The 18,616-nt window shown below is 73.2% G+C and carries 21 protein-coding genes; 8 read left to right on the forward strand and 13 right to left on the reverse strand.

The features are described from left to right. Window positions 1-147: 147 nt before the first annotated feature. Together OHS82_RS30285 and OHS82_RS30290 are read right to left on the reverse strand one after the other, a co-directional pair. Entirely contained in the window at window positions 148-519 is a 372-nt protein-coding gene (locus tag OHS82_RS30285; protein ID WP_328436128.1) for a MazG-like family protein, read from the reverse strand. A gap of 150 nt (window positions 520-669) precedes the next feature. Continuing rightward, a complete protein-coding gene (locus OHS82_RS30290; RefSeq protein ID WP_328434982.1) occupies window positions 670-1,215 on the reverse strand; it encodes a DoxX family membrane protein in 546 nt (181 codons plus the stop codon). Window positions 1,216-1,460: 245 nt separating this feature from the next. Here OHS82_RS30290 and OHS82_RS30295 point away from each other — a divergent pair, with 245 nt between their 5' ends. Beyond that, the gene (locus OHS82_RS30295; protein WP_443061811.1) at window positions 1,461-2,717 is read left to right on the forward strand and encodes a D-alanyl-D-alanine carboxypeptidase family protein; all 1,257 of its coding nucleotides are present in this window, start codon (window positions 1,461-1,463) and stop codon (window positions 2,715-2,717) included. A 264-nt stretch (window positions 2,718-2,981) separates the two neighbouring features. On the opposite strand, the gene OHS82_RS30300 is transcribed toward OHS82_RS30295, so the two are convergent. The 4 genes from OHS82_RS30300 to OHS82_RS30315 form a co-directional block, all read right to left on the reverse strand. Next, window positions 2,982-3,743: an SDR family oxidoreductase gene (locus OHS82_RS30300; RefSeq protein ID WP_328434983.1), complete on the reverse strand. Its 762-nt coding sequence runs from the start codon at window positions 3,741-3,743 to the stop codon at window positions 2,982-2,984. Between the two features lie 149 nt (window positions 3,744-3,892). After that, the gene (locus OHS82_RS30305; RefSeq protein ID WP_328434984.1) at window positions 3,893-4,882 is read right to left on the reverse strand and encodes a small ribosomal subunit Rsm22 family protein; all 990 of its coding nucleotides are present in this window, start codon (window positions 4,880-4,882) and stop codon (window positions 3,893-3,895) included. Window positions 4,883-5,026: 144 nt separating this feature from the next. Continuing rightward, window positions 5,027-6,187: a serine hydrolase domain-containing protein gene (locus tag OHS82_RS30310; protein ID WP_057583240.1), complete on the reverse strand. Its 1,161-nt coding sequence runs from the start codon at window positions 6,185-6,187 to the stop codon at window positions 5,027-5,029. Further along, a complete protein-coding gene (locus tag OHS82_RS30315) occupies window positions 6,148-7,422 on the reverse strand; it encodes a multidrug effflux MFS transporter (RefSeq protein WP_328434985.1) in 1,275 nt (424 codons plus the stop codon). Before OHS82_RS30315 ends, OHS82_RS30310 begins: the two co-directional genes overlap by 40 nt. 87 nt (window positions 7,423-7,509) lie before the next feature. Here OHS82_RS30315 and OHS82_RS30320 point away from each other — a divergent pair, with 87 nt between their 5' ends. The 3 genes from OHS82_RS30320 to OHS82_RS30330 all read left to right on the forward strand — a co-directional run bounded on the left by OHS82_RS30320 (window position 7,510) and on the right by OHS82_RS30330 (window position 10,077). Then, a complete protein-coding gene (locus OHS82_RS30320) occupies window positions 7,510-8,511 on the forward strand; it encodes a Gfo/Idh/MocA family protein (protein ID WP_057583244.1) in 1,002 nt (333 codons plus the stop codon). Between the two features lie 65 nt (window positions 8,512-8,576). After that, window positions 8,577-9,209: a TetR/AcrR family transcriptional regulator gene (locus tag OHS82_RS30325; protein WP_057583246.1), complete on the forward strand. Its 633-nt coding sequence runs from the start codon at window positions 8,577-8,579 to the stop codon at window positions 9,207-9,209. A gap of 130 nt (window positions 9,210-9,339) precedes the next feature. Continuing rightward, window positions 9,340-10,077, forward strand: coding sequence for a bifunctional DNA primase/polymerase (locus tag OHS82_RS30330; RefSeq protein ID WP_057583249.1), 738 nt, complete (start codon window positions 9,340-9,342; stop codon window positions 10,075-10,077). 69 nt (window positions 10,078-10,146) lie between these two features. Here the strand turns inward: OHS82_RS30330 and OHS82_RS30335 are convergent, their stop codons facing one another. From OHS82_RS30335 to efeO, 4 genes are read right to left on the reverse strand one after another with little or no spacing between them, the layout of a single operon-like run. Then, entirely contained in the window at window positions 10,147-11,169 is a 1,023-nt protein-coding gene (locus OHS82_RS30335) for a hypothetical protein (RefSeq protein WP_057583250.1), read from the reverse strand. Next, window positions 11,108-12,001: an iron uptake transporter permease EfeU gene (gene efeU / locus OHS82_RS30340; protein WP_057583252.1), complete on the reverse strand. Its 894-nt coding sequence runs from the start codon at window positions 11,999-12,001 to the stop codon at window positions 11,108-11,110. The genes OHS82_RS30335 and efeU overlap by 62 nt, the downstream gene beginning before the upstream one ends. 3 nt (window positions 12,002-12,004) lie before the next feature. Then, window positions 12,005-13,258 (reverse strand): iron uptake transporter deferrochelatase/peroxidase subunit, encoded by a 1,254-nt coding sequence (gene efeB, locus OHS82_RS30345; RefSeq protein WP_266728292.1) that lies wholly within the window; start codon window positions 13,256-13,258, stop codon window positions 12,005-12,007. Between the two features lie 26 nt (window positions 13,259-13,284). Further along, window positions 13,285-14,424, reverse strand: coding sequence for an iron uptake system protein EfeO (efeO, locus tag OHS82_RS30350; RefSeq protein ID WP_057583256.1), 1,140 nt, complete (start codon window positions 14,422-14,424; stop codon window positions 13,285-13,287). Between the two features lie 257 nt (window positions 14,425-14,681). Between efeO and OHS82_RS30355 the strand changes: the two genes are divergently transcribed. Together OHS82_RS30355 and OHS82_RS30360 are read left to right on the forward strand one after the other, a co-directional pair. Beyond that, window positions 14,682-15,326: a PhzF family phenazine biosynthesis protein gene (locus OHS82_RS30355; RefSeq protein ID WP_328434986.1), complete on the forward strand. Its 645-nt coding sequence runs from the start codon at window positions 14,682-14,684 to the stop codon at window positions 15,324-15,326. A gap of 105 nt (window positions 15,327-15,431) precedes the next feature. Continuing rightward, window positions 15,432-15,635 carry a hypothetical protein gene (locus OHS82_RS30360; RefSeq protein WP_057583258.1) on the forward strand — a complete coding sequence of 68 codons (204 nt, stop codon included), beginning with the start codon at window positions 15,432-15,434 and terminating at the stop codon, window positions 15,633-15,635. Between the two features lie 154 nt (window positions 15,636-15,789). Here OHS82_RS30360 and map read toward each other — a convergent pair whose 3' ends face one another. Then, window positions 15,790-16,647: a type I methionyl aminopeptidase gene (gene map / locus OHS82_RS30365; RefSeq protein ID WP_266728284.1), complete on the reverse strand. Its 858-nt coding sequence runs from the start codon at window positions 16,645-16,647 to the stop codon at window positions 15,790-15,792. Window positions 16,648-16,704: 57 nt separating this feature from the next. On the opposite strand from map, the gene OHS82_RS30370 reads away from it, so the two are divergent. Next, window positions 16,705-16,938: a hypothetical protein gene (locus OHS82_RS30370; RefSeq protein ID WP_057583260.1), complete on the forward strand. Its 234-nt coding sequence runs from the start codon at window positions 16,705-16,707 to the stop codon at window positions 16,936-16,938. Here OHS82_RS30370 and OHS82_RS30375 read toward each other — a convergent pair whose 3' ends face one another. Together OHS82_RS30375 and OHS82_RS30380 are read right to left on the reverse strand one after the other, a co-directional pair. Continuing rightward, on the reverse strand, window positions 16,939-17,100 hold the full coding sequence (locus OHS82_RS30375; RefSeq protein ID WP_157876452.1) for a hypothetical protein: 162 nt from the start codon (window positions 17,098-17,100) through the stop codon (window positions 16,939-16,941). It abuts the gene before it with no gap. Window positions 17,101-17,178: 78 nt separating this feature from the next. After that, a complete protein-coding gene (locus OHS82_RS30380) occupies window positions 17,179-17,775 on the reverse strand; it encodes a hypothetical protein (protein ID WP_057583262.1) in 597 nt (198 codons plus the stop codon). Between the two features lie 102 nt (window positions 17,776-17,877). Between OHS82_RS30380 and npdG the strand changes: the two genes are divergently transcribed. Next, a complete protein-coding gene (gene npdG, locus OHS82_RS30385; protein ID WP_057583264.1) occupies window positions 17,878-18,606 on the forward strand; it encodes an NADPH-dependent F420 reductase in 729 nt (242 codons plus the stop codon). The last annotated feature ends 10 nt before the right edge of the window (window positions 18,607-18,616 follow it).

Raw genomic sequence — 18,616 nt, forward strand, 5'->3', positions numbered from 1 at the left:
GACGCGTTCGGCGTGACTCCCGCCGTGGCCGTCGCCCCGGCCGTTGCCGTTGCATTGTGTGGGGGGCGTGGCCCGAGGACCGTCAGACGCGTCGTCAGCGTCGCGGAGGCCGGGACGTCGTCGGTCTGCGCGCGGTCGTCGCGTCGGTCACGCCGACCGACCGCCCGCGCCGCCGAGGGACCGCTCCGCCACCCGCGCCAGATGTGCCGCGAACACCTCCTGCGCGTGAGGTGTCAGGGTGCGCAGCGCGACCAGCGCCGTGATGATCACATCGCACAGCTCGCTCTGGACGTCGTCCCAGGTGTGGGTGACGCCCTTGCGCGGGTTCTGCCCCGTCGCGCCGATGACCGCCTGGGCGACCTCGCCGACCTCCTCCGACAGCTTCAGCACGCGCAGCAGCAGTCCGTCGAGGCCGTCGTGTACGCGCCCGGCGTCGAGCCAGTCACGGAGGGCGTCGACGGTGGCCCAGAGCTCGGCGGGGTCACCGGTCGGCGGGGACGAGGAACCGGGTTCGGGCAGGGAGGCGGGATCGGTCGGGGACGAGGACCCGGGGTCGGGCGGGGAGGCGGGGGTGAGCGGGGACGTGGAACCGGGCTGGGTCCGGGGCAGCGGATCGGTGCTCATGGGCGCAGCTTCTCAAGCTGCGGCCGCCGCCCGGGCCGGGGCGCCCTAATCCTCGAACAGCGCCTCCTGCTCACCCTCCTCCCGCTTGCGCAGCCGCTGGTTGCGCAGGCCCACGACCACCGCCGTGACCGCCGCCGTCACGCCGAGCGCGGCCGGGACCATCCAGCTGCGGTCGACGGTGTGCCCGAGGGCGTGGTCGAGGGAGAGGCGGCCCGGGCCGGCGACGGCGAGGCCCGCGGCGGCCAGGCCCAGGGAGGCGGCGTGCTCGTAGCCGCCGCTCGCCGCGAAGAAGCCGTTGGGCGTGTGGACGGCGGACGCGCCCGCCATAGCGCCCGCGGCCGCGGCGCCCGCCGCCGGGGTGGCGAGGCCCAGCGCCAGCAGCGTGCCGCCGCCGGCCTCCGCGAGGCCCGCCGCGGTGGCGCTCGCCTTGCCGGGCGCGTAGCCGACGGACTCCATGAACTGGCCGGTCCCTTCCAGGCCGTGTCCGCCGAACCAGCCGAACAGCTTCTGCGCGCCGTGCGCCGCCAGGACTCCGCCGGTGCCCAGCCGGAGCAGCAGCAGGCCGAGGTCACGTCGGTCGTAACAGGTCACGGTGACTCCCTGAAGGGAAGCGGGAACAACGACAGGAACACCCACACGCGTTTCCACCGTCGCACCTCTCACACCCGTCCGGCCCGTCCTGCACGCCGTTCGGGTGGCGGGGCCCGGGCCGCGGTGTGAGGCTGGCCCGGAGAACGGCCAGGCGTAGGACGCGGAAGTCCTCGCGTCACTCCGGGCGAAGGACCCGAAGGACCCGAAGGACGAACACGGCCCGAGAATGCGTGTACGGTCCCGCAGTGCACGCATTCTCGGGCCCCTCCCCGCACCAGCCTCCGCAGCACCAGCCTTCGCAGCGGTCCCCGCACAAGCTTGCGCACCAGCCGTCAGCCTCGCCGTCGGCCGCGCCCGTCTCCCGGCGCTCCCTGCTGGCGGTCGCCGCCGCTGCACCCCTCGCCGCCGCATCGCTCTCCGCCGCGCCCGCCGCCGCGGCGACGCGCGGAGTCGCCGCCGGGGCCCGGCCGACCGCCGACGGCGTCCTGGTCGGCGCGGGCGCCGCCGCACTGCCGAGGAAGCTGACCGCCCGCGCCTGGCTGGTCGCCGACCACGACAGCGGCGAGGTGCTCGCCGCGTACCGCGCGCACCTGCCTCTCGCGCCCGCGTCCACGCTGAAGATGCTGTTCGCGGACACCCTGCTGGACCGGTTCCCGCGCACCGAGCGGAGCACCGTGACCGACGCGGACCTGGCCGGCGTCCCGTCCGGCTCCAGCCTCGTCGGCCTCCGGGCCGGCGTCACGTACACCGTCGAACAGCTGTGGCTGGGCGTCTTCCTGCGCTCGGGCAACGACGCCGTGCAGGTGCTCGCCCGGATGAACGGCGGGGTCGCGAAGACGGTCGCCGAGATGCAGGCGAGGGCGGCCGACCTCCAGGCGCTGGACACCCACGTCGTCAGCCCCGACGGGTACGACCACGCGGGCCAGCTGTCCTCCGCCCACGACCTCGCCCTGTTCGCCCGGCACGGCCTGCGCGACGCCGACTTCCGCGCCTACTGCGCCACCCGGAGCGCCCGCTTCCCGGCCGGCGACGGGCGGACCCGCGTGATCGAGAACACCGACCGGCTGCTGTCGGGGGCCTCGGGGGTGACGCCGTACCCGGGTCTGATCGGTGTCAAGAACGGCTTCACCAGCAACGCGGGCAACACTTTCGCCGGCGCCGCGACCCGGGCCGGCCGCACGCTGATCGTCACCGTGCTGCATCCGAGGAGCGGCCACAACGCCGTCTACGAGGAGACGGCCGCGCTGCTCGACTGGGGCTTAGCGCAGGGGAGTTCGGCGCGGTCCGTGGGGAGGCTGGCCGACGGTTCGAGCGAGGGCGGGAAGAAGGCGCCGGCCGCGGCGGCGCCGCCTTATCCGGGGGTGCGGCAGGCCTCGTCTGCGGGCGGTGGGCCGGACGGCTGGGAGATGCTCGGCGGGGCCGGGGGAGTGGTGACGCTCGCGGTGGGCGGGGCCTACGCGCTGCGCAGACGCCGCACCCGGCAGGCCGCGCAGGACAGTTGACGGTGCGGCAGCCGTCCCACGGCGCCGGTGCGCACCTCGCGGTCCCGGCGAGGTCCACCCCCACCCGGTGCCATGGGACGGCTGCCCTCCCCCCTCGGGATGGCTCTTCGGTCCTGCGGTGCGGAACTCTGGTGCACCAAGTGTGAAGTTTCCGTGCAGAAGAGTTGAGCATAGGTCCGCCACCGGCCGCAATGGTGCGGACCGAGGAATTCCGATTGTGCAGGTTGAGGAGTTGACGATCCGTGGGGCGGCGTCCGGCGCCGCTCAGCCTCGTCCCACGTAGGGCATCGCCGTCGCGAGCACCGTCGCGAACTGCACGTTGGCCTCCAGCGGCAGCTCCGCCATGTGCCGCACCGTGCGGGCCACGTCGGCGACGTCCATCACCGGCTCAGGCGCGATCTCGCCGTTCGCCTGCAACGCGCCCGTCCCCATCCGCGCCGTCATCTCCGTCGCCGCGTTGCCGATGTCGATCTGCCCGACGGCGATGCCGTACGCCCGGCCGTCCAGCGAGAGGGACTTCGTCAGGCCGGTCAGGGCGTGCTTGGTCGCCGTGTAGGGCGCGGACAGCGGACGCGGCGTGTGCGCCGAGACCGAGCCGTTGTTGATGATCCGGCCGCCCTGCGGACGCTGCTCCTTCATCTGCCGGTACGCCGCCTGCGCGCACAGGAACGCCCCGTTGAGGTTGGTGTCCACGACGTGCCGCCAGGCCTCGTAGGGCAGGTCCTCGAACGGCACACCGCCCGGGCCGAACGTGCCCGCGTTGTTGAACAGCAGGTCCAGCCGCCCGAACCGCTCGCGCACGGCGGCGAAGAGGTCGGTCACGTCCTGCGGGCGCGAGACGTCCGTCCGTACGGCGAGACTCGTGCCCTGCGGCGGCGTCAGCGCGGCCGTCTCCTCCAGGGCTTCGGCCCGCCGTCCCGCCAGCGCCACCGACCAGCCCGCCCGCAGCAGTTCGCCGGCCACCGCCCGCCCGATGCCGGAGCCGGCGCCGGTCACCACCGCGATCCTCGTGTTCTTCCCGTCCATGGCCCCGCAGCGTACGGGAGACGCCCGGAACCGCCCCGCGACGCCGAGAGGCGGCCCCGGCGCCCCGGCGCCCCGGCGCCCCGACGTCCGACACCCCGACACCCCGACACCCCGGCGTCCGGGGCTTCCGGACGCCGGCCGACCCGGACTCACTCGCCGGCCGGCGGCCAGGCGTCCCCCCAGTCGGCGTCCCGGGCCGCCCGGTAGAGGTCCCCGTGCCTCTTCGTCACCGTCGTGCGGCTCAGCCGTTCCTCGGTCTCGCACAGGTCGAGGAGTACCTGGCCCTTGCGGATCTGAGGACGGCGGACGACGCGGGAGGGGACCGGCGAGACGGGGAAGCGCGCGGCCGCCACATAGCTGAACTTCTCGTCCTCGTACGGCAGTGAGCCGCCCTTGACCTGGCGGTGCAGGGAGGAGCGGCTGACCCGCGCCGAGAAGTGGCACCAGTCCGTGCCGGGGACGATCGGGCAGGACGCGCTGTGCGGGCACGGCGCCGCCACCCGGAGACCGGCGGCGATCAGCCGGTCACGGGCCTCGATCACCCGGGCGTATCCGTCGGGGGTGCCGGGTTCGACGATCACCACGGCCTGCGCGGCCGACGCGGCGGCGTCCACGAGCGCGGCGCGGTCGGCGGCGGGCAGCTCGTTGAGGACGTAGGAGACGGTGACCAGGTCCGCCGGGTCCAGGGCGAGCGCCGAGCCGATCCGGGCGCGCTGCCAACGGGTTTCCGACAGCGCCGGGTTGGCGGCGGCGATCTCACGGCCGAGGGCGAGCGCAGGCTCCGCCCAGTCGAGGACGGTCACCGGGCGCGTGCCCTCCCAGACCGCGCTCGCCGCCCACGTCGCGGCGCCGGTGCCGCCGCCGACGTCCACCTGGCTGCCCGGCGTCCACCGGGGGACCGCGTCCGCGAACGCCTCCAGCGCCGAGCGCACCGCCTCGAAGGTCGCCGGCATCCGGTACGCGGCGTAGGCCGCCACGTCCGCGCGGTCGCGCAGGATGGGCGCGTCGGTGGGGGTGGCGCCCCGGTAGCTGGCGATGAGCCGCTCGACGGCCTGCGCGGCCTGCCGGGGCGGCAGCCCGTCGAGGAGTTCCCCGAGGGCGGTGCGGAGGGCTTCGGCGGCGGATACGGAGACGTTCACCCGGCGATTATGAGGCACCCGGTGTCAGCGCCGCCCTCCCTGGGGCTGCCGCCCCCGGACCCCCGCTTCGGCCCTGAAGGGGCCTCGTCCTCAAACGCCGGACGGGCTTACCTCGCCCGGCGCCGCCCATGTCCGCAGGCGCTCCTACCGCACCGCCATCGCCATCCGCGTCCCCGCCAGCGCGCGCGGCGAGCTGTCCGGCGTCCGGCGCACCGGGTGCACCGTGTTCGCCAGCAGCACCACGAACGTGTCCGTCGCCGGGTCCAGCACCAGCGACGTCCCCGTGAACCCGGTGTGCCCGGCCGCGCCCTCGCCCGCCAGTTCCCCCATGAACCACGGCTGGTCCACCGCGAACCCCAGCCCCGGCGGCGTCAGCAGCAGCTCCACGAAGTCGGGGCCGAGGATGCGGGCGGTGCCGTACGAGCCGCCCGCGAGCAGCGTCCGGCAGAACACCGCCAGGTCGTCGCCGGTGGAGAACAGCCCCGCGTGACCGGCCACCCCGCCCAGCGCCCACGCGTTCTCGTCGTGCACCACGCCCCGCAGCATCCCCCGGTCCGCCTTCGCCCACGGCCGTCGCTGGTCCTCGGTGGCCGCCGCGCCGGGGCGGGGGCCGAACCCGGTGGCCGTCATCCCCAGCGGACGGGTGATCCCCTCGTGCACGAGGACGTCGAGCGTGCGGCCGGTCAGCCGCTCCAGGAGCTGCTGGAGCACCAGCATGTTCAGGTCGGAGTACAGGTACTCGCCCGGTTCGCCGGCCGGGGCCTCCGCGCGCAGCATCGCCATCCGCTCCGCGTCGCCCGCGCAGTCGTACAGGGGCAGTTCGGGCCGCAGCCCGGAGGTGTGGGTGAGCAGCCGGCGGACGGTGACACCGTGCTCGGCGGCCCCGCGGAAGTCCGGCAGATAGGCGCCGACGAGGGCGTCGATGCCGAGGGTGCCGCGCTCGATCTGCTGTACCGCCGCGACCGCCGTGAACAGTTTGGTGAGGGACGCGAGGTCGAAGGGCGTGTCCACGGTCATCGGCACCCGCTCCCCGGCGGGCAGTTCCACGCCCGTGTCGGCGGCCGGATCGTACGCCGAGTACCGCACCGCCCAGCCCACGGCCTCCCGTACCGCGACCACCGGGCCGCGCCCGGCGACCACCACGGCGCCGGCCGCCCACGGGTGGTCCCCGGCGGTGAGGTCCACGACGTCGCGGACGAGCAGCCGTGTCTCCTCGGGGTCGAGCCCGGCCCGTTCCGGTGTGTCGACGCGCAGTCTCGGTGTGCTCAGTTCTCCTCCTCCGCTCGTGCATGCCAGGGGCGGCACATCAGCACGAAACAGGCCGCCGCCACCAGCACGGCCGTCAGCTGGACGACGGCCATCGGGACGGCGGTGTGCTCGCCGGCGATGCCGACGAGCGGGGACGCGATCGCGCCGATGAGGAAGGACGACGTGCCCAGCAGCGCCGACGCGGAACCGGCGGAGTGCCGCACGCGCATCAGGGCGAGCGTCTGGGCGTTGGGCAGGGTGACGCCCATCGCGGACATCAGCACGAACAGTGCGACGGCCACCGGGGCCAGCCCGACCTCGCCGAAGACACCGGTCGTCAGGAGCAGCAGGGCGGTCGCGGCCACCGTCACCGTCGCCAGCCCGGCGGCCAGCACCCGGTCCAGCCGCACCCGGCCCACCAGCACCTTGCCGTTGACCTGGCCGATCAGCACCAGCCCTACCGAGTTCACGCCGAACAGCAGACCGAACGTCTGCGGGGAGGCGCCGTAGATCTCCTGGATCACGAACGGCGAGGCGGAGATGTACGCGAACAGCGCGGCGAAGGTGAAACCGCCGGTGAGCAGGTAGCCCGTGAAGGGTGGGTCGGACAGCAGCCGGCGCATCGAGCGCAGCGCCTCGCCGACCCCGCCCACGTGCCGCTCGGCGGCGGGCAGCGTCTCCGGCAGCCTGGTCCACACCAGCGTGGCCAGCAGCAGCCCCACCGCCGCGAGCAGCACGAACACTCCACGCCAGTCCGTGCCCCGCAGGATCTGCGCGCCGATCAGCGGCGCCACCACCGGGGCGACCCCGGAGATCAGCATCAGGGTGGAGAAGAAGCGGGCCATCGCCACGCCGTCGTACAGATCGCGCACCACGGCCCGCGCGATCACGATCCCGGCCGCGCCCGCGAGCCCCTGCACCAGCCGGAAGCCGACCAGGGCCTCCACCGTCGGCGCCAGCGCGCACAGCACGGTCGCCACGACGTACACCGCGAGCCCGGCGAGCAGCGGACGCCGGCGCCCCCACCGGTCGCTCATCGGCCCCACCACCAGCTGCCCCAGCGCCATGCCGGCCAGGCACGCCGTCAGCGTGAGCTGCACGGTCGAGGCGGACGCGTGCAGCGAGCGGGTGACCCCCGGCAGTGCCGGGAGGTACATGTCCATCGACAGCGGCGGAGTGGCCGTCAGACCGCCGAGGACGAGAGTGACGAGCAGTCCGGTCCGGCGTCGCTCCCGCACCGACGGCGCGACGGCCGTGTCCGGCGCCCGGTGCAAGGCCCCACCCTCCGGCATACGGTCGCCCCTCCCTCTCCGACGTCTCGGCCACCTATGCTCTCAGCTCGAACACACTGCTGGGACGGCACGAGGGCGGGGCGGGGTATGACGACGGACACGGTGCGGTGGGGCATCCTGGCGACCGGCGGGATCGCCGCCGCGTTCACGGCGGACCTGATCGACCTGCCCGACGCCGAGGTCGTGGCCGTCGCCTCACGCACCGAGACCTCCGCGAAGGCGTTCGCCGACCGCTTCGGCATCCCGCGCGCCTACGGCGACTGGTCCGCCCTCGCAGCCGACGAGGACATCGACGTCGTGTACGTCGCCACCCCGCACGCCGCCCACCGCGTCGCCGCCGGGCTCTGCCTCGAGGCGGGGCGGAACGTGCTGTGCGAGAAGGCGTTCACGCTGAACGTGCGCGAGGCCGAGGAACTCGTGGGGCTTGCCCGCTCGGGCGGCCGCTTCCTCATGGAGGCCATGTGGATGTACTGCAACCCGGTCATCCGCCGCCTCAAGGCCCTTGTGGACGACGGCGCGATCGGCGACGTCCGCACCGTGCAGGCAGACTTCGGCCTCGAGGGGCCCTTCCCGCCCGCGCACCGGCTGCGCGACCCCGCCCAGGGCGGCGGCGCGCTCCTCGACCTCGGCGTCTACCCGGTCTCCTTCGCCCACCTGCTGCTCGGCGAGCCGTCGGGCATCGCCGCCCGGGCCGTCCTGTCCGCGGAGGGCGTCGACCTCCAGACGGCGCTGGCCCTGTCCTGGGACTCCGGTGCGCTCGCCGCACTGCACTGTTCCGTCTCCGGCGGCACCGGCACCACCGCCTCCGTGACGGGCTCGCGCGGCCGTATCGACGTCCCGGCCGGTTTCTTCCACCCCGACCGGATCGTCCTGCACCGCGCCGGGCACGACCCCGAGGAGTTCGCCGCCGACCCGGCCGACGGGCCCCGCACCACGTTCCGGCACGAGGCCCGCGAGGTCATGCGCGCCCTGCGGGCCGGCGAGACCGAGTCCCCGCTCGTCCCGCTCGACGGCAGCCTCGCCGTCATGCGGACCCTGGACGCCGTCCGGGAGCAGATCGGGGTGCGCTACCCCGGCGAGGACGCCTGACGGCTCCCGAACCCGCCCGCCCGCTCCCGAGACGGACCGTCTCACCCGCTTGGTACCGTCGGAGCATGGTCACCCAACCCGGAAAGCCGGCCCCCGACACCGCCCGCCGCAGCGAACGGTCACGGCGCGCGATCTACGAAGCCGCCCTCGCCCTCGTCGTGGAGACCGGCTATCCGAAGACCACCATCGAGGGCATCGCCGCCCGGGCCGGCGTCGGCAAGCAGACCATCTACCGCTGGTGGGGATCGAAGGCCGACGTCCTGCTGGAGGCGTTCCTCGACCTCGGCGAACAGGCCGCGCGGGACGCGGGGGCGGCGGAGCACGAGCCGTACGCCATCCCCGACACCGGCGACCTCGCCGCCGACCTCAAGGCCGTGCTGCGGGCCACCGTCGACCAGCTCACGGACCCCAGGTTCGAGGCGCCCTCCCGGGCCCTGGCCGCCGAGGGAGTGGTCGACGAACAGGTCGGCCGCGAGTTCACGGCGAAGCTCCTGGAGCCGTCCCTCCAGCTCTACGCGGACCGGCTGCGCGCCGCCCAGGAGGCCGGTCAGGTCCGTGCCGACCTCGACCTGCGCATCGCCCTCGAGTTCTTCGTCTCGCCGCTCGCCCAGCGCTGGCTGCAGTACACCGGCCCGATCTCCTACGAGTACACCGACACCCTCGTCGACTACGCCCTGCACGGCCTCGCTCCACGGTGAGCGAGCACCACATGGGTCACTCTGGCCCCACCCGTCCCACCTGCCCCGATTCACGGCTCCGGCCCCCCGATGCGCAGGATGGTGGGACCATGAGGCATGCTGTCCGCACCACAGCGAGGCGAGGGGACAGATGAGCGCGGAGTTCGGCGGCCGGACCGGCCTGTGGGGCAAACTGTCGGAGTGGCTGCGCACCAGCGGCCCGACGGAAGCCGCAGGAGAAGGCGGCCGTGAGGCCCTGCTGCTGGCCGCCGCCGGAGCGGGTCTCCCGCTCGCGCCCGCCGCGCATCCGGCCCCCGGCTACGGCTGCTCCTGCGACCGGGTCGGCTGTCCGACCCCCGCCCGGCACCCGGTGTCGTTCGCCTGGCAGACGCAGTCCACCACCGACCGCGCCCAGATCGAGCGCTGGGCCCGGCACCAGCCGCAGGCCAACTTCATCACCGCCACCGGCATGACGCACGACGTCCTCGACGTGCCCCTGGACGCCGGCCGTGCGGCCCTCGAGCGGCTGCTGGCCGCCGGCGTCGACGTCGGCCCGGTCGCCGTCAGCGACGACGGACGGCTGCTCTTCTTCACCCTCACCCGCGGCACCCCCGAGGACGAGGACGAGTGGTGGCCCTGCGAGCTCGACTGCCACCCCGAGACCATGGACGAGCACCCCGGCCTGCGCTGGCACTGCCGGGGCTCCTACGTCCTCGTGCCGCCCGCCCGGCTCCCCGGCGACGACGGCCTGAGCGTGCACTGGCTGCGCGGCCCCGAGCACCCGCTGCCCGACCCGCTGACGCTTCTGGAGATCCTCACCGACGCGTGCGCCCGTCACGGCGGCGAGACCCCGGACCACAGCGCCGGCGCCTGGCCCGTCCACCGCTGACCGCCCGGGCCCCGGGCCCGTCGCCGGGCCGGCGTCCTGTCCCACCCGTCCGCGCCGCGCGTCGGCGCGTCACTCGCCCTTCGCGGCCGTCAGCCCCTCGAGCCGGCTGAGCAGCGACACCTTTCCCCCGGCGGAGCCCTTCGCGGGAGCCAGCGCGACCTCGTTGGCGACGAACTCCATCGTCAGCGACTGCTTGATCTCACCCGTCGTCAGCGCCCGCACGCTCTGGTTCGGAGTGGGCACGGCGGCGCCCGCCGCGGCCGTCTGCTTCACGTAGTGGTGCGTGGTGAAGAACACCACCGCCCCGCCGTCCGTGGTGCGCAGCGCCAGCGGCGCGTAGTCGCCCTCGGTGAGCTGCTCGTCGATGTACTGCGTCGCGAGCCCGGGTCGGCTGGCGTTCTTCGCGCGGGTGGCGCGCAGCGCGCTGGTGTACGCGCCGTCCGCGAACGGGCCCCCGCCGTTCTGCAGGAACGCCGTGTAGTCCTGGCTCAGTTCCCCGGGCGCGAGCGCCAGCCGGGAGGTGTCGGCCGGCACCGCCTGCGCCCAGCCGTCCTCGTCCTTCGCGAACTTCGGCAGCGAGCCCGGCGCCACCAGCGTCAGGTACGTCGCCTGCCACGGCTGCGACAGCGCGTCGCGGGTGAACACCAGCAGCCAGCGCGCGTCGCCGCCCTTGTTGCCCTTGGCGTCGGCGACGAACCAGCGCGGCCAGCCGGCCTTCTCGGGGATCGTGTACGACACGTCCGACAGCACCAGCGGCTTGTGCTGGGGGTTGCCGTTCGGGTTGTTGACGCGTCCCGCCTTCAGCCGCGCCGCGTCGATGGCCCGCAGGGCGCCGGTGGTGTACTCGGCGTCCAGGGAGGCGTCGTACGCCGCGTCCGCCTTGTTGTACGCGGACGTGAAGCGGTCGACCGCCTGCGCGGCCTCCTTCGCCGTGGCGCCCGGGAGCACCTCGCGCTCCCCGTGCACCACCACGCAGCCGCTCGCCAGGAGCGAGACGGCGGTGAGCGAGGCCGCGGTCAGCGCGTACCGGTCACGCCTTCGGAGCCTGCGCCTGCTCGGAACCCCGGTCCTCAGGCTGCGTTCCCTGCTCATCAGGTGACTTCACCCTCCCCTTCCCGGAGGCGAACCCTACCGGGGCGAGGAACAGCGCGAGCGTCGGGATCAGGTAGAGCAGCCACACCGTGACCTGGACGACCGTCGGATCGGGCTGGAAGTTGAACACGCCCTTCAGCAGCGTCCCGTACCAGCTGTCGGGCGGGATCGTGTCGCTGACGTCGAAGGCCTTGTCCGTCAGCCCCGCTACCCAGTCGGCTTCCTGGAGGTCGTGGACGCCGTACGCGAGGACGCCGGCGGCCACCACGACGAGCATGCCGCCCGTCCAGGTGAAGAACTTCGCCAGGTTGATCCGCAGTGCTCCGCGGTAGAACAGCCAGCCGAGCAGGACGGCCGTCGCGAGGCCCAGCGCCGCGCCGATCAGCGGGCGCGGGGTGCCGTCGCCGGCCGCGTGGACGGACGTCCACACGAACAGGGCCGTCTCCAGGCCCTCCCGGCCGACCGCGAGGAACGCGGTGGCGACCAGCGCGCCGGTGCCCATGGCGAGGGCGGCGTCCAACTTGCCGTGCAGTTCCGCCTTCAGGTGCCGGGCGGTGCGCCGCATCCAGAACACCATCCACGTCACCAGCGCGACCGCGACGATCGACAGGGAGCCGCCGAGCGCCTCCTGCGCCTTGAACGTCAGCTCCTGCGAGCCGAATTCGAGGAAGCAGCCGAAGGCCATCGCGATGAGCACGGCGACGGCGACGCCGGTCCAGACCGGCTTCAGGGCGTCCCGGCGGCCGGTCTTGACGAGGTAGGCGATGAGGATGCAGACGACGAGGCTGGCCTCCAGGCCCTCGCGCAGTCCGATCAGGTAGTTGGAGAACACGGGCTACGCCTCCTTGGAGAACAGCGTCCGGCCCCACCAGTCGTCCTTGTCGCGGACGCCCGGCGGGACGGCGAAGACGGCCGAACCCACGTGCTGGATGTACTCGTTGAGCGCGTCGGTCGCCAGGTGGCGCTGGATGCGGACGAACCCGTTGCTCACGTCGCGCATGTAGGCGAGGAAGAACAGCCCCGCCTCCAGCCGGCCCAGACCGTCGGTGCCGTCGGTGAACGAGTAGCCGCGGCGCAGGATCGTCGACCCCTGGTTGGAGTCGGGGTGCGCGAGCCGGACGTGCGCGTCGGGCTTCATCGCCTTCAGGAACGGCTCGTCGTGTTCCTTCGCCTTGCCGACCGGGGCGCCTTCGCCCTTGTCGCGGCCGAAGATGTCCTCCTGCTCCTGCAACGAGGTGCGGTCCCAGGTCTCGATGTGCATCCGGATGCGCCGGGCCACGAGGTAGGAGCCGCCCGTCATCCAGTCGGGACCGTCCTTCTCGCCGACCCACACGAACTTCTTCAGCCGGTCGGTCTCGGTGCCCGCGATGTTGCGGGTGCCGTCCTTGAAGCCCATCAGGTTGCGCGGGGTCTGCGCGTCGGGCGTGGTGGAGGAGGTCTTGCCGAAGCCGAGCTGCGACCAGCGGATGACGACCTTGCCCATGCCGATCCGGGCCAGGTTGCGGATCGCGTGCACGGCGACCTGAGGATCGTCCGCGCAGGCCTGGACGCACAGGTCGCCATTGCTGCGGGCCGCGTCGAGCGCGTCCCCGGCGAAGGCGGGCAGGTCGACGAGTGCGTCCGGCCGCCGGGCGGCGAGGTCGAACTTCGTGAACAGGGAGGGCCCGAAGCCGACCGTCAGGGTCAGCCGGGACGGCTTGAGGCCCAGCGCCTCGCCGGTGTCGTCCGGCGGCGCCTCGGGAAGGCCGCCGAACGCGCCCTCGCCGACCGCCTTCCCGGCCGTCATCCGGCGGGCCGCCTCGGTCCAGTCCTTCAGCAGCTGGACGAACTCGGCGCGGTCCGTGGTCGTCACGTCGAACGCGGCGAAGTGCAGCCGGTCCTGCACGGGCGTGGCGATGCCCGCCTGGTACGCGCCGTGGAAGTCGACCGCGGCGCCCGCGTCGGCGGCCACCGGGTCCACGTCGTTGCCGGTGCGGGTCATCGCGACCGCGCCGCCCGCCGCGGCGGCGCCGAGCGCGAGCCCGGCACCGCCCCAGCCGATCAGCGACCGTCGCGACGGGCTGGCGCCCTGGATGTCCGACTCCGTCATGTCCTGGCCCCTCGGATGCTGTTCGGTTACTTGGCGACGGCGGCGGCGAGCTTGGACAGGGGTTCCGCGAGCGCGTTGACCCCGTCCGACAGCTTCTTGCGGTCGGCGGCGCCGACCTTGTCGTACGAGGTGAACTCGTAGGACGTGGCGTTCGGCCGGTAGGCGTCCAGCAGCGCGTTCAGCGCGGCGAACTGCTTGTCCAGCTCGGTGACCAGGGCCGGGTCGTTCTCCTGGGCGACCGGCTTCAGCAGCTCGTACGACTTCTGCGCGCCCTCGACGTTGGCCTTGAAGTCGACGAGGTCGGTGTGCGAGTAGCGCTCTTCCTCGCCGGTGACCTTGCCGGTGGCGACTTCGTCGAGGAGCTCCTTGGCGCCGTTGGCCATGGAGGTCGGGGTGATCTCGGCCTTGCCGACCCGCTTCTGCCAGTCGGTCAGGTCGGTGACCAGCTGGTCGGCGAGGGTCTTCTCCTCGGCGCCGATCTTCTTGTCCTGCCAGAGGGCCTTCTCCAGCCGGTGCCAGCCGGTCCACTTCTGGCCGGCCTCCAGGCCGTCGGCGCGGACGTCGACCTTCGGGTCGATGTCGCCGAAGGACTCCGCGACCGGCTCGGTGCGCTCCCAGCCGATGCGGGAGGGGGCGTAGGCCTTCTTCGCGGCCTCGAGGTCGCCGGCCTTGACCGCCGCGACGAAGGTCGCGACCTTGGGCAGGGTCTCGTCGGCCTGGGCCTGCGCGTAGGAGCGGTAGGCGGCCACGGCCTTGTCCAGACGGGGGTCGCGCTTGGCCGCGGAGCCGCCGGTGACCTTGAGGTCCTGGCGGATGCCGTCGCCCTTCATGCCCGGCTTGCAGGCGATCTCGTAGGCGCCGGCCTTCACCTCGGCGGTGACCCGCTGCTTGGTGCCGGGGCCGATGTTCTCGCGCTCGCTGACGACCCGGTCGTCGGGGAAGAGGATATAGACCTCGGTGACCTTGGAGCCCTTGTTCTCGATGGCGAGTTCGACGTGGCCGGCGGAGATCTCCTTCTTGGAGGTCTCGCACTTGGAGTCGGTGGCGGTGACCGCGATGACCCGCTCGCCGTCCTCGTCCCCGCTTTTCGAGGTGCAGGCCGTGACGGCGGTCAGGGCCGTCGCCATGGCGACGGCGGTGACGACGGAGAGTCGGGCGGCTCGCATTCGGGCTCCCAGCGGTGGCTGAAAAATCACGTGACAGGGCTCACACGGATTGGTGAGGCTCGCCTAACTTATCCAAGGCTTACCTGCGTAATACCCGTCCGGGCCGTGATTCAGCTCTCATAGACGCTGTAAGAGCACGAGATGATCACGGACTCCCAAAACGGACGTCAAGAACAAGTCAAAGGAGATTCAAAGATTCCGTTTTCAGGACCGCCGGGATCGCCGTGGGCCGCCGCCGGCAGTGCTTCAATTCCCCGGTGACTGATTACGACGTGCTCCGCGTCTTCTGCGCGCCGAACGGCGGCTACGGCAACGAACTGGGCGTGGTGCGCGAAGGCTCGGTGCTGCCCGAGCGTGCGGACCGGCAGGAGCTCGCGGCCAAACTCGGCTTCAGCGAGACCGTGTTCGTCGACGACCCCGAACGCGGCGTCATCGACATCTACACGCCCACCATGCGGCTGCCGTTCGCCGGCCACCCGTGCGTGGGCGTCGGCTGGCTGCTCGACGTGCCCGAGCTCGTCCCGCCCGCCGGGGTCGTCGGCACCCGGCTCGACGGGGAGTTCACCTGGATCGAGGCCCGCGCCGAGTGGGTCCCGCCGCGCACCCTGCGCCAGTACGCCACCGCCGCCGAGGTCGACGACCTGCCGCTGCCGCCGAAGGGCGAGTGGATCTACGCATGGGCCTGGGAGGACGAGCCCGCGGGCCGGATCCGCGCCCGCGGCTTTCCCGGCCGTGACGACGGCATCGAGGAGGACGAGGCGACGGGCGCCGCCGCGCTGCTGCTCACCGAGCGCCTCGGCCGGGCCCTGAACATCACGCAGGGTGCGGGCTCCCAGATCCTGACGGCCCCGCAGCCGTACGGCTGGGTGGAGATCGGCGGGCGGGTGTTCCTCGAGCGTTGAGCCCTACGGCTGTGCGTCGGCGTCCGTACGGGTGGTGTGGCGTGTGCGCGCGGAGGTGAACGGGGACCACTGGGCGTGACCGCTCAGCCCCGTGAGAGGAACACCATGCGTATCCGTTCAGCCCTCGCCGCCACCGTCCTGGGCATCGCCCTCGCCGCCGCCGGCGCGACGAGCGCCACCGCCGACGAGGGTCCCCGCGAGCACCACCACTTCGGCGGGGACAAGGGCGTCTGCAGCCCGTACATCGGCGCTGTCGACACGGTCTCGGCCGACATCTTCTGGGCCGGCAAGCACTGCGACCGTTTCTGACGTCATGACGGGCCCCCTCGCCGCGAGGCGAGGGGGCCCGTCCGCGCGACCGGCTCAGGCCGAGAGCGCTCCGGCCGGACGAACATCCCGGCCGCCGGATCGGACGCCGGCCGCTCCCGCCCCGGCCTCCAGCGCCCCGTACGACAGGCCCCGGCTACGGCAGCGTCAGGATCTCCGCGCCGGTGTCCGTCACGACGAGCGTGTGCTCGAACTGGGCCGTCCGCCTGCGGTCCTTGGTCACCACGGTCCAGCCGTCGTCCCACATGTCGTAGTCGTGGGTGCCGAGCGTCAGCATCGGCTCGATCGTGAACGTCATCCCGGTCTGGATGACGGTCGTCGCGTGCGGACTGTCGTAGTGCGGGACGATCAGCCCGGAGTGGAACGAGGAGTTGATCCCGTGGCCGGTGAAGTCCCGCACCACCCCGTACCCGAACCGCTTCGCGTACGACTCGATGACCCGCCCGATGATGTTGATCTGCCGTCCGGGCCTGACCGCCTTGATCGCCCGCTCCAGGGACTCCCGGGTCCGCTCCACCAGCAGCCGCGACTCCTCGTCCACGTCCCCGACCAGGTACGTGGCGTTGTTGTCGCCGTGCACCCCGCCGATGTACGCCGTCACGTCCAGGTTGACGATGTCGCCGTCCCGCAGCACCGTCGAGTCAGGGATGCCGTGGCAGATGACCTCGTTCACGCTCGTGCACAGGGACTTCGGGAAGCCGCGGTAGCCGAGCGTCGACGGGTAGGCGCCGTGATCGCACATGTACTCGTGCGCGACCCTGTCCAGCTCGTCGGTGGTGACGCCCGGCGAGATCAGCTTCGCCGCCTCCGCCATCGCCTGCGCGGCGATCCGGCCGGCCCGGCGCATCGCCTCGATCGTCTCCGGCGTCTGCACCTCCGGCCCGGTGTACGGCGTCGGCGCGGGCTTGCCGACGTACTCGGGCCGGCGGATGTTACCGGGCACCGAACGGATGGGGGACAGCTCGCCTGGTACGAGCAGTGACTGGCCAGACATGCCAGTGAGTCTAACGAGCGGCCATGGGGGAACATGACGATGGCGAGAGGAGCCGTCATGCCCCTGTTCAAGAAGCGGACCGCCGGCAAACCGGGCGAGTGGTACTACTGCCTGGAGCACAAGAAGGTCGAAGAGGGTCCCGAGTGCCCGGCCAAGGACCGCTTCGGCCCGTACGCCACCCGCGGGGAGGCCGAGCACGCGATGCAGACCGCCCGCGAGCGCAACCTCGAGTGGGAGAACGACCCCAAGTGGCACGACGCCCCCAAGGGCGGCGCGCCGGACGGCGGCTGATCAGCCGTCCCGAGCGGGCGAGGGTGCGGCCGCGCGTTGCGCGCGCAGCCGCACCGCGTGCGCGTTCGTCCGGGCGTCGTAGGTCATCAGCCCCGGCAGCACCGCGCTGAGCAGCCCCTGCCCCGCCGTGGTCCACCCGATGAGGAGCCGCTTGTCAGCCATGCTCGGTCGGCGTCGCGGAGGGCGGCGACTGCATTTCCCCTTCGCTGCCACCGGACCGCCCCCGGGCCCCGGAGCGGGTCACCAGGCGGGAGGAGGCGGCGCCGTCAGACGTTCGGCGAGACGGGAGAGACGGTCGCGCAGCCGCCGGCGCCCCCGGGTCGGCGGCAGCGCCTCGCCGGCCGCCGCGCTCACCAGGTGCTGCACCGTGTCCAGGTCCAGCGGGGAGCCGTCCGGCACGGCCAGCGTCTCGTGCGCCAGGGCCGTCAGCTCCGCCCCGCCGAGGCCGAGCGCCAGGATCGTGACCCCGGCCCGCCGGGCTTCCGACACCCGCTCCAGCAGCGGAGCGTCCCCCACCGGCGTCGCCACCAGCAGCGTCTCGCCACGCCGCGCCGCCTCGATCCGGCCCAGCCCGACCGCCAGATGCGCCGGGTCCGACGGACGGGGGCGATGACGCACCAGCGTCGGCGCCAGCTCCGGAGTGCCCGACCACGCGGCCTCGTCCGCCAGGTGCGCCGCCAGATGCCAGGGCTCGTACCGCGCCGAGCCGACCAGCAGCAGCCCGCCGCCGTGCGACACCACCGACCCCCGCAGCACCGCGGCGAACCGCCGGGTGGCCCCCAGCCACTCGGTCCCGGCGAGCACCTCACGCAGCAGTGCGACCCGTACGGCGTCCATGCCGCCGCATGCTGTCGCAGTCCGGCCGCCGGCGGCCGGCGATCGCCCCGCATTCACCCGACCTGGGGAAGACCGCCGCGCACCCCCACGTACAGTCGGCCCATGACCTCTACCGACAGTGCACGAAACGCCTCCGCGGGCGCGCCGGCGAAGGCGCCCGCGAAGGACCCGTGGGACCTCCCCGACGTCTGCGGCCTGGTCGTCGGCGTACTCGGCGGCACCGGGCCGCAGGGCAAGGGCCTCGCCTACCGGCTCGCCAAGGCCGGCCAGAAGGTGATCATCGGCTCCCGCGCCGCCGACCGCGCCCTGGCCGCCGCCGAGGAGCTCGGCCACGGCGTCGAGGGCGCCGACAACGCCGAGACCGCGCGCCGCAGCGACATCGTGATCGTCGCCGTCCCGTGGGACGGCCACGGCAAGACGCTGGAGTCCCTGCGCGAGGAACTGGCCGGCAAGCTCGTCGTCGACTGCGTCAACCCGCTCGGCTTCGACAAGAAGGGCGCCTACGCGCTCAAGCCGGAGGAGGGCAGCGCCGCCGAGCAGGCCGCCGCCCTGCTGCCGGACTCCCGGGTCGCCGCCGCCTTCCACCACCTGTCGGCCGTCCTGCTCCAGGACCCGGAGATCGACGAGATCGACACCGACGTCATGGTGCTGGGCGAGGAGCGTGCGGACGTCGAGATCGTGCAGGCGCTGGCCGGCCGCATCCCCGGCATGCGCGGCGTCTTCGCCGGCCGGCTGCGCAACGCCCACCAGGTGGAGTCCCTGGTCGCCAACCTGATCTCGGTCAACCGCCGCTACAAGGCCCACGCCGGGCTGCGCGTCACGGACGTATGAGCGCATGGGG

The organism is Streptomyces sp. NBC_00425 (assembly GCF_036030735.1).
Classification (GTDB): domain Bacteria; phylum Actinomycetota; class Actinomycetes; order Streptomycetales; family Streptomycetaceae; genus Streptomyces.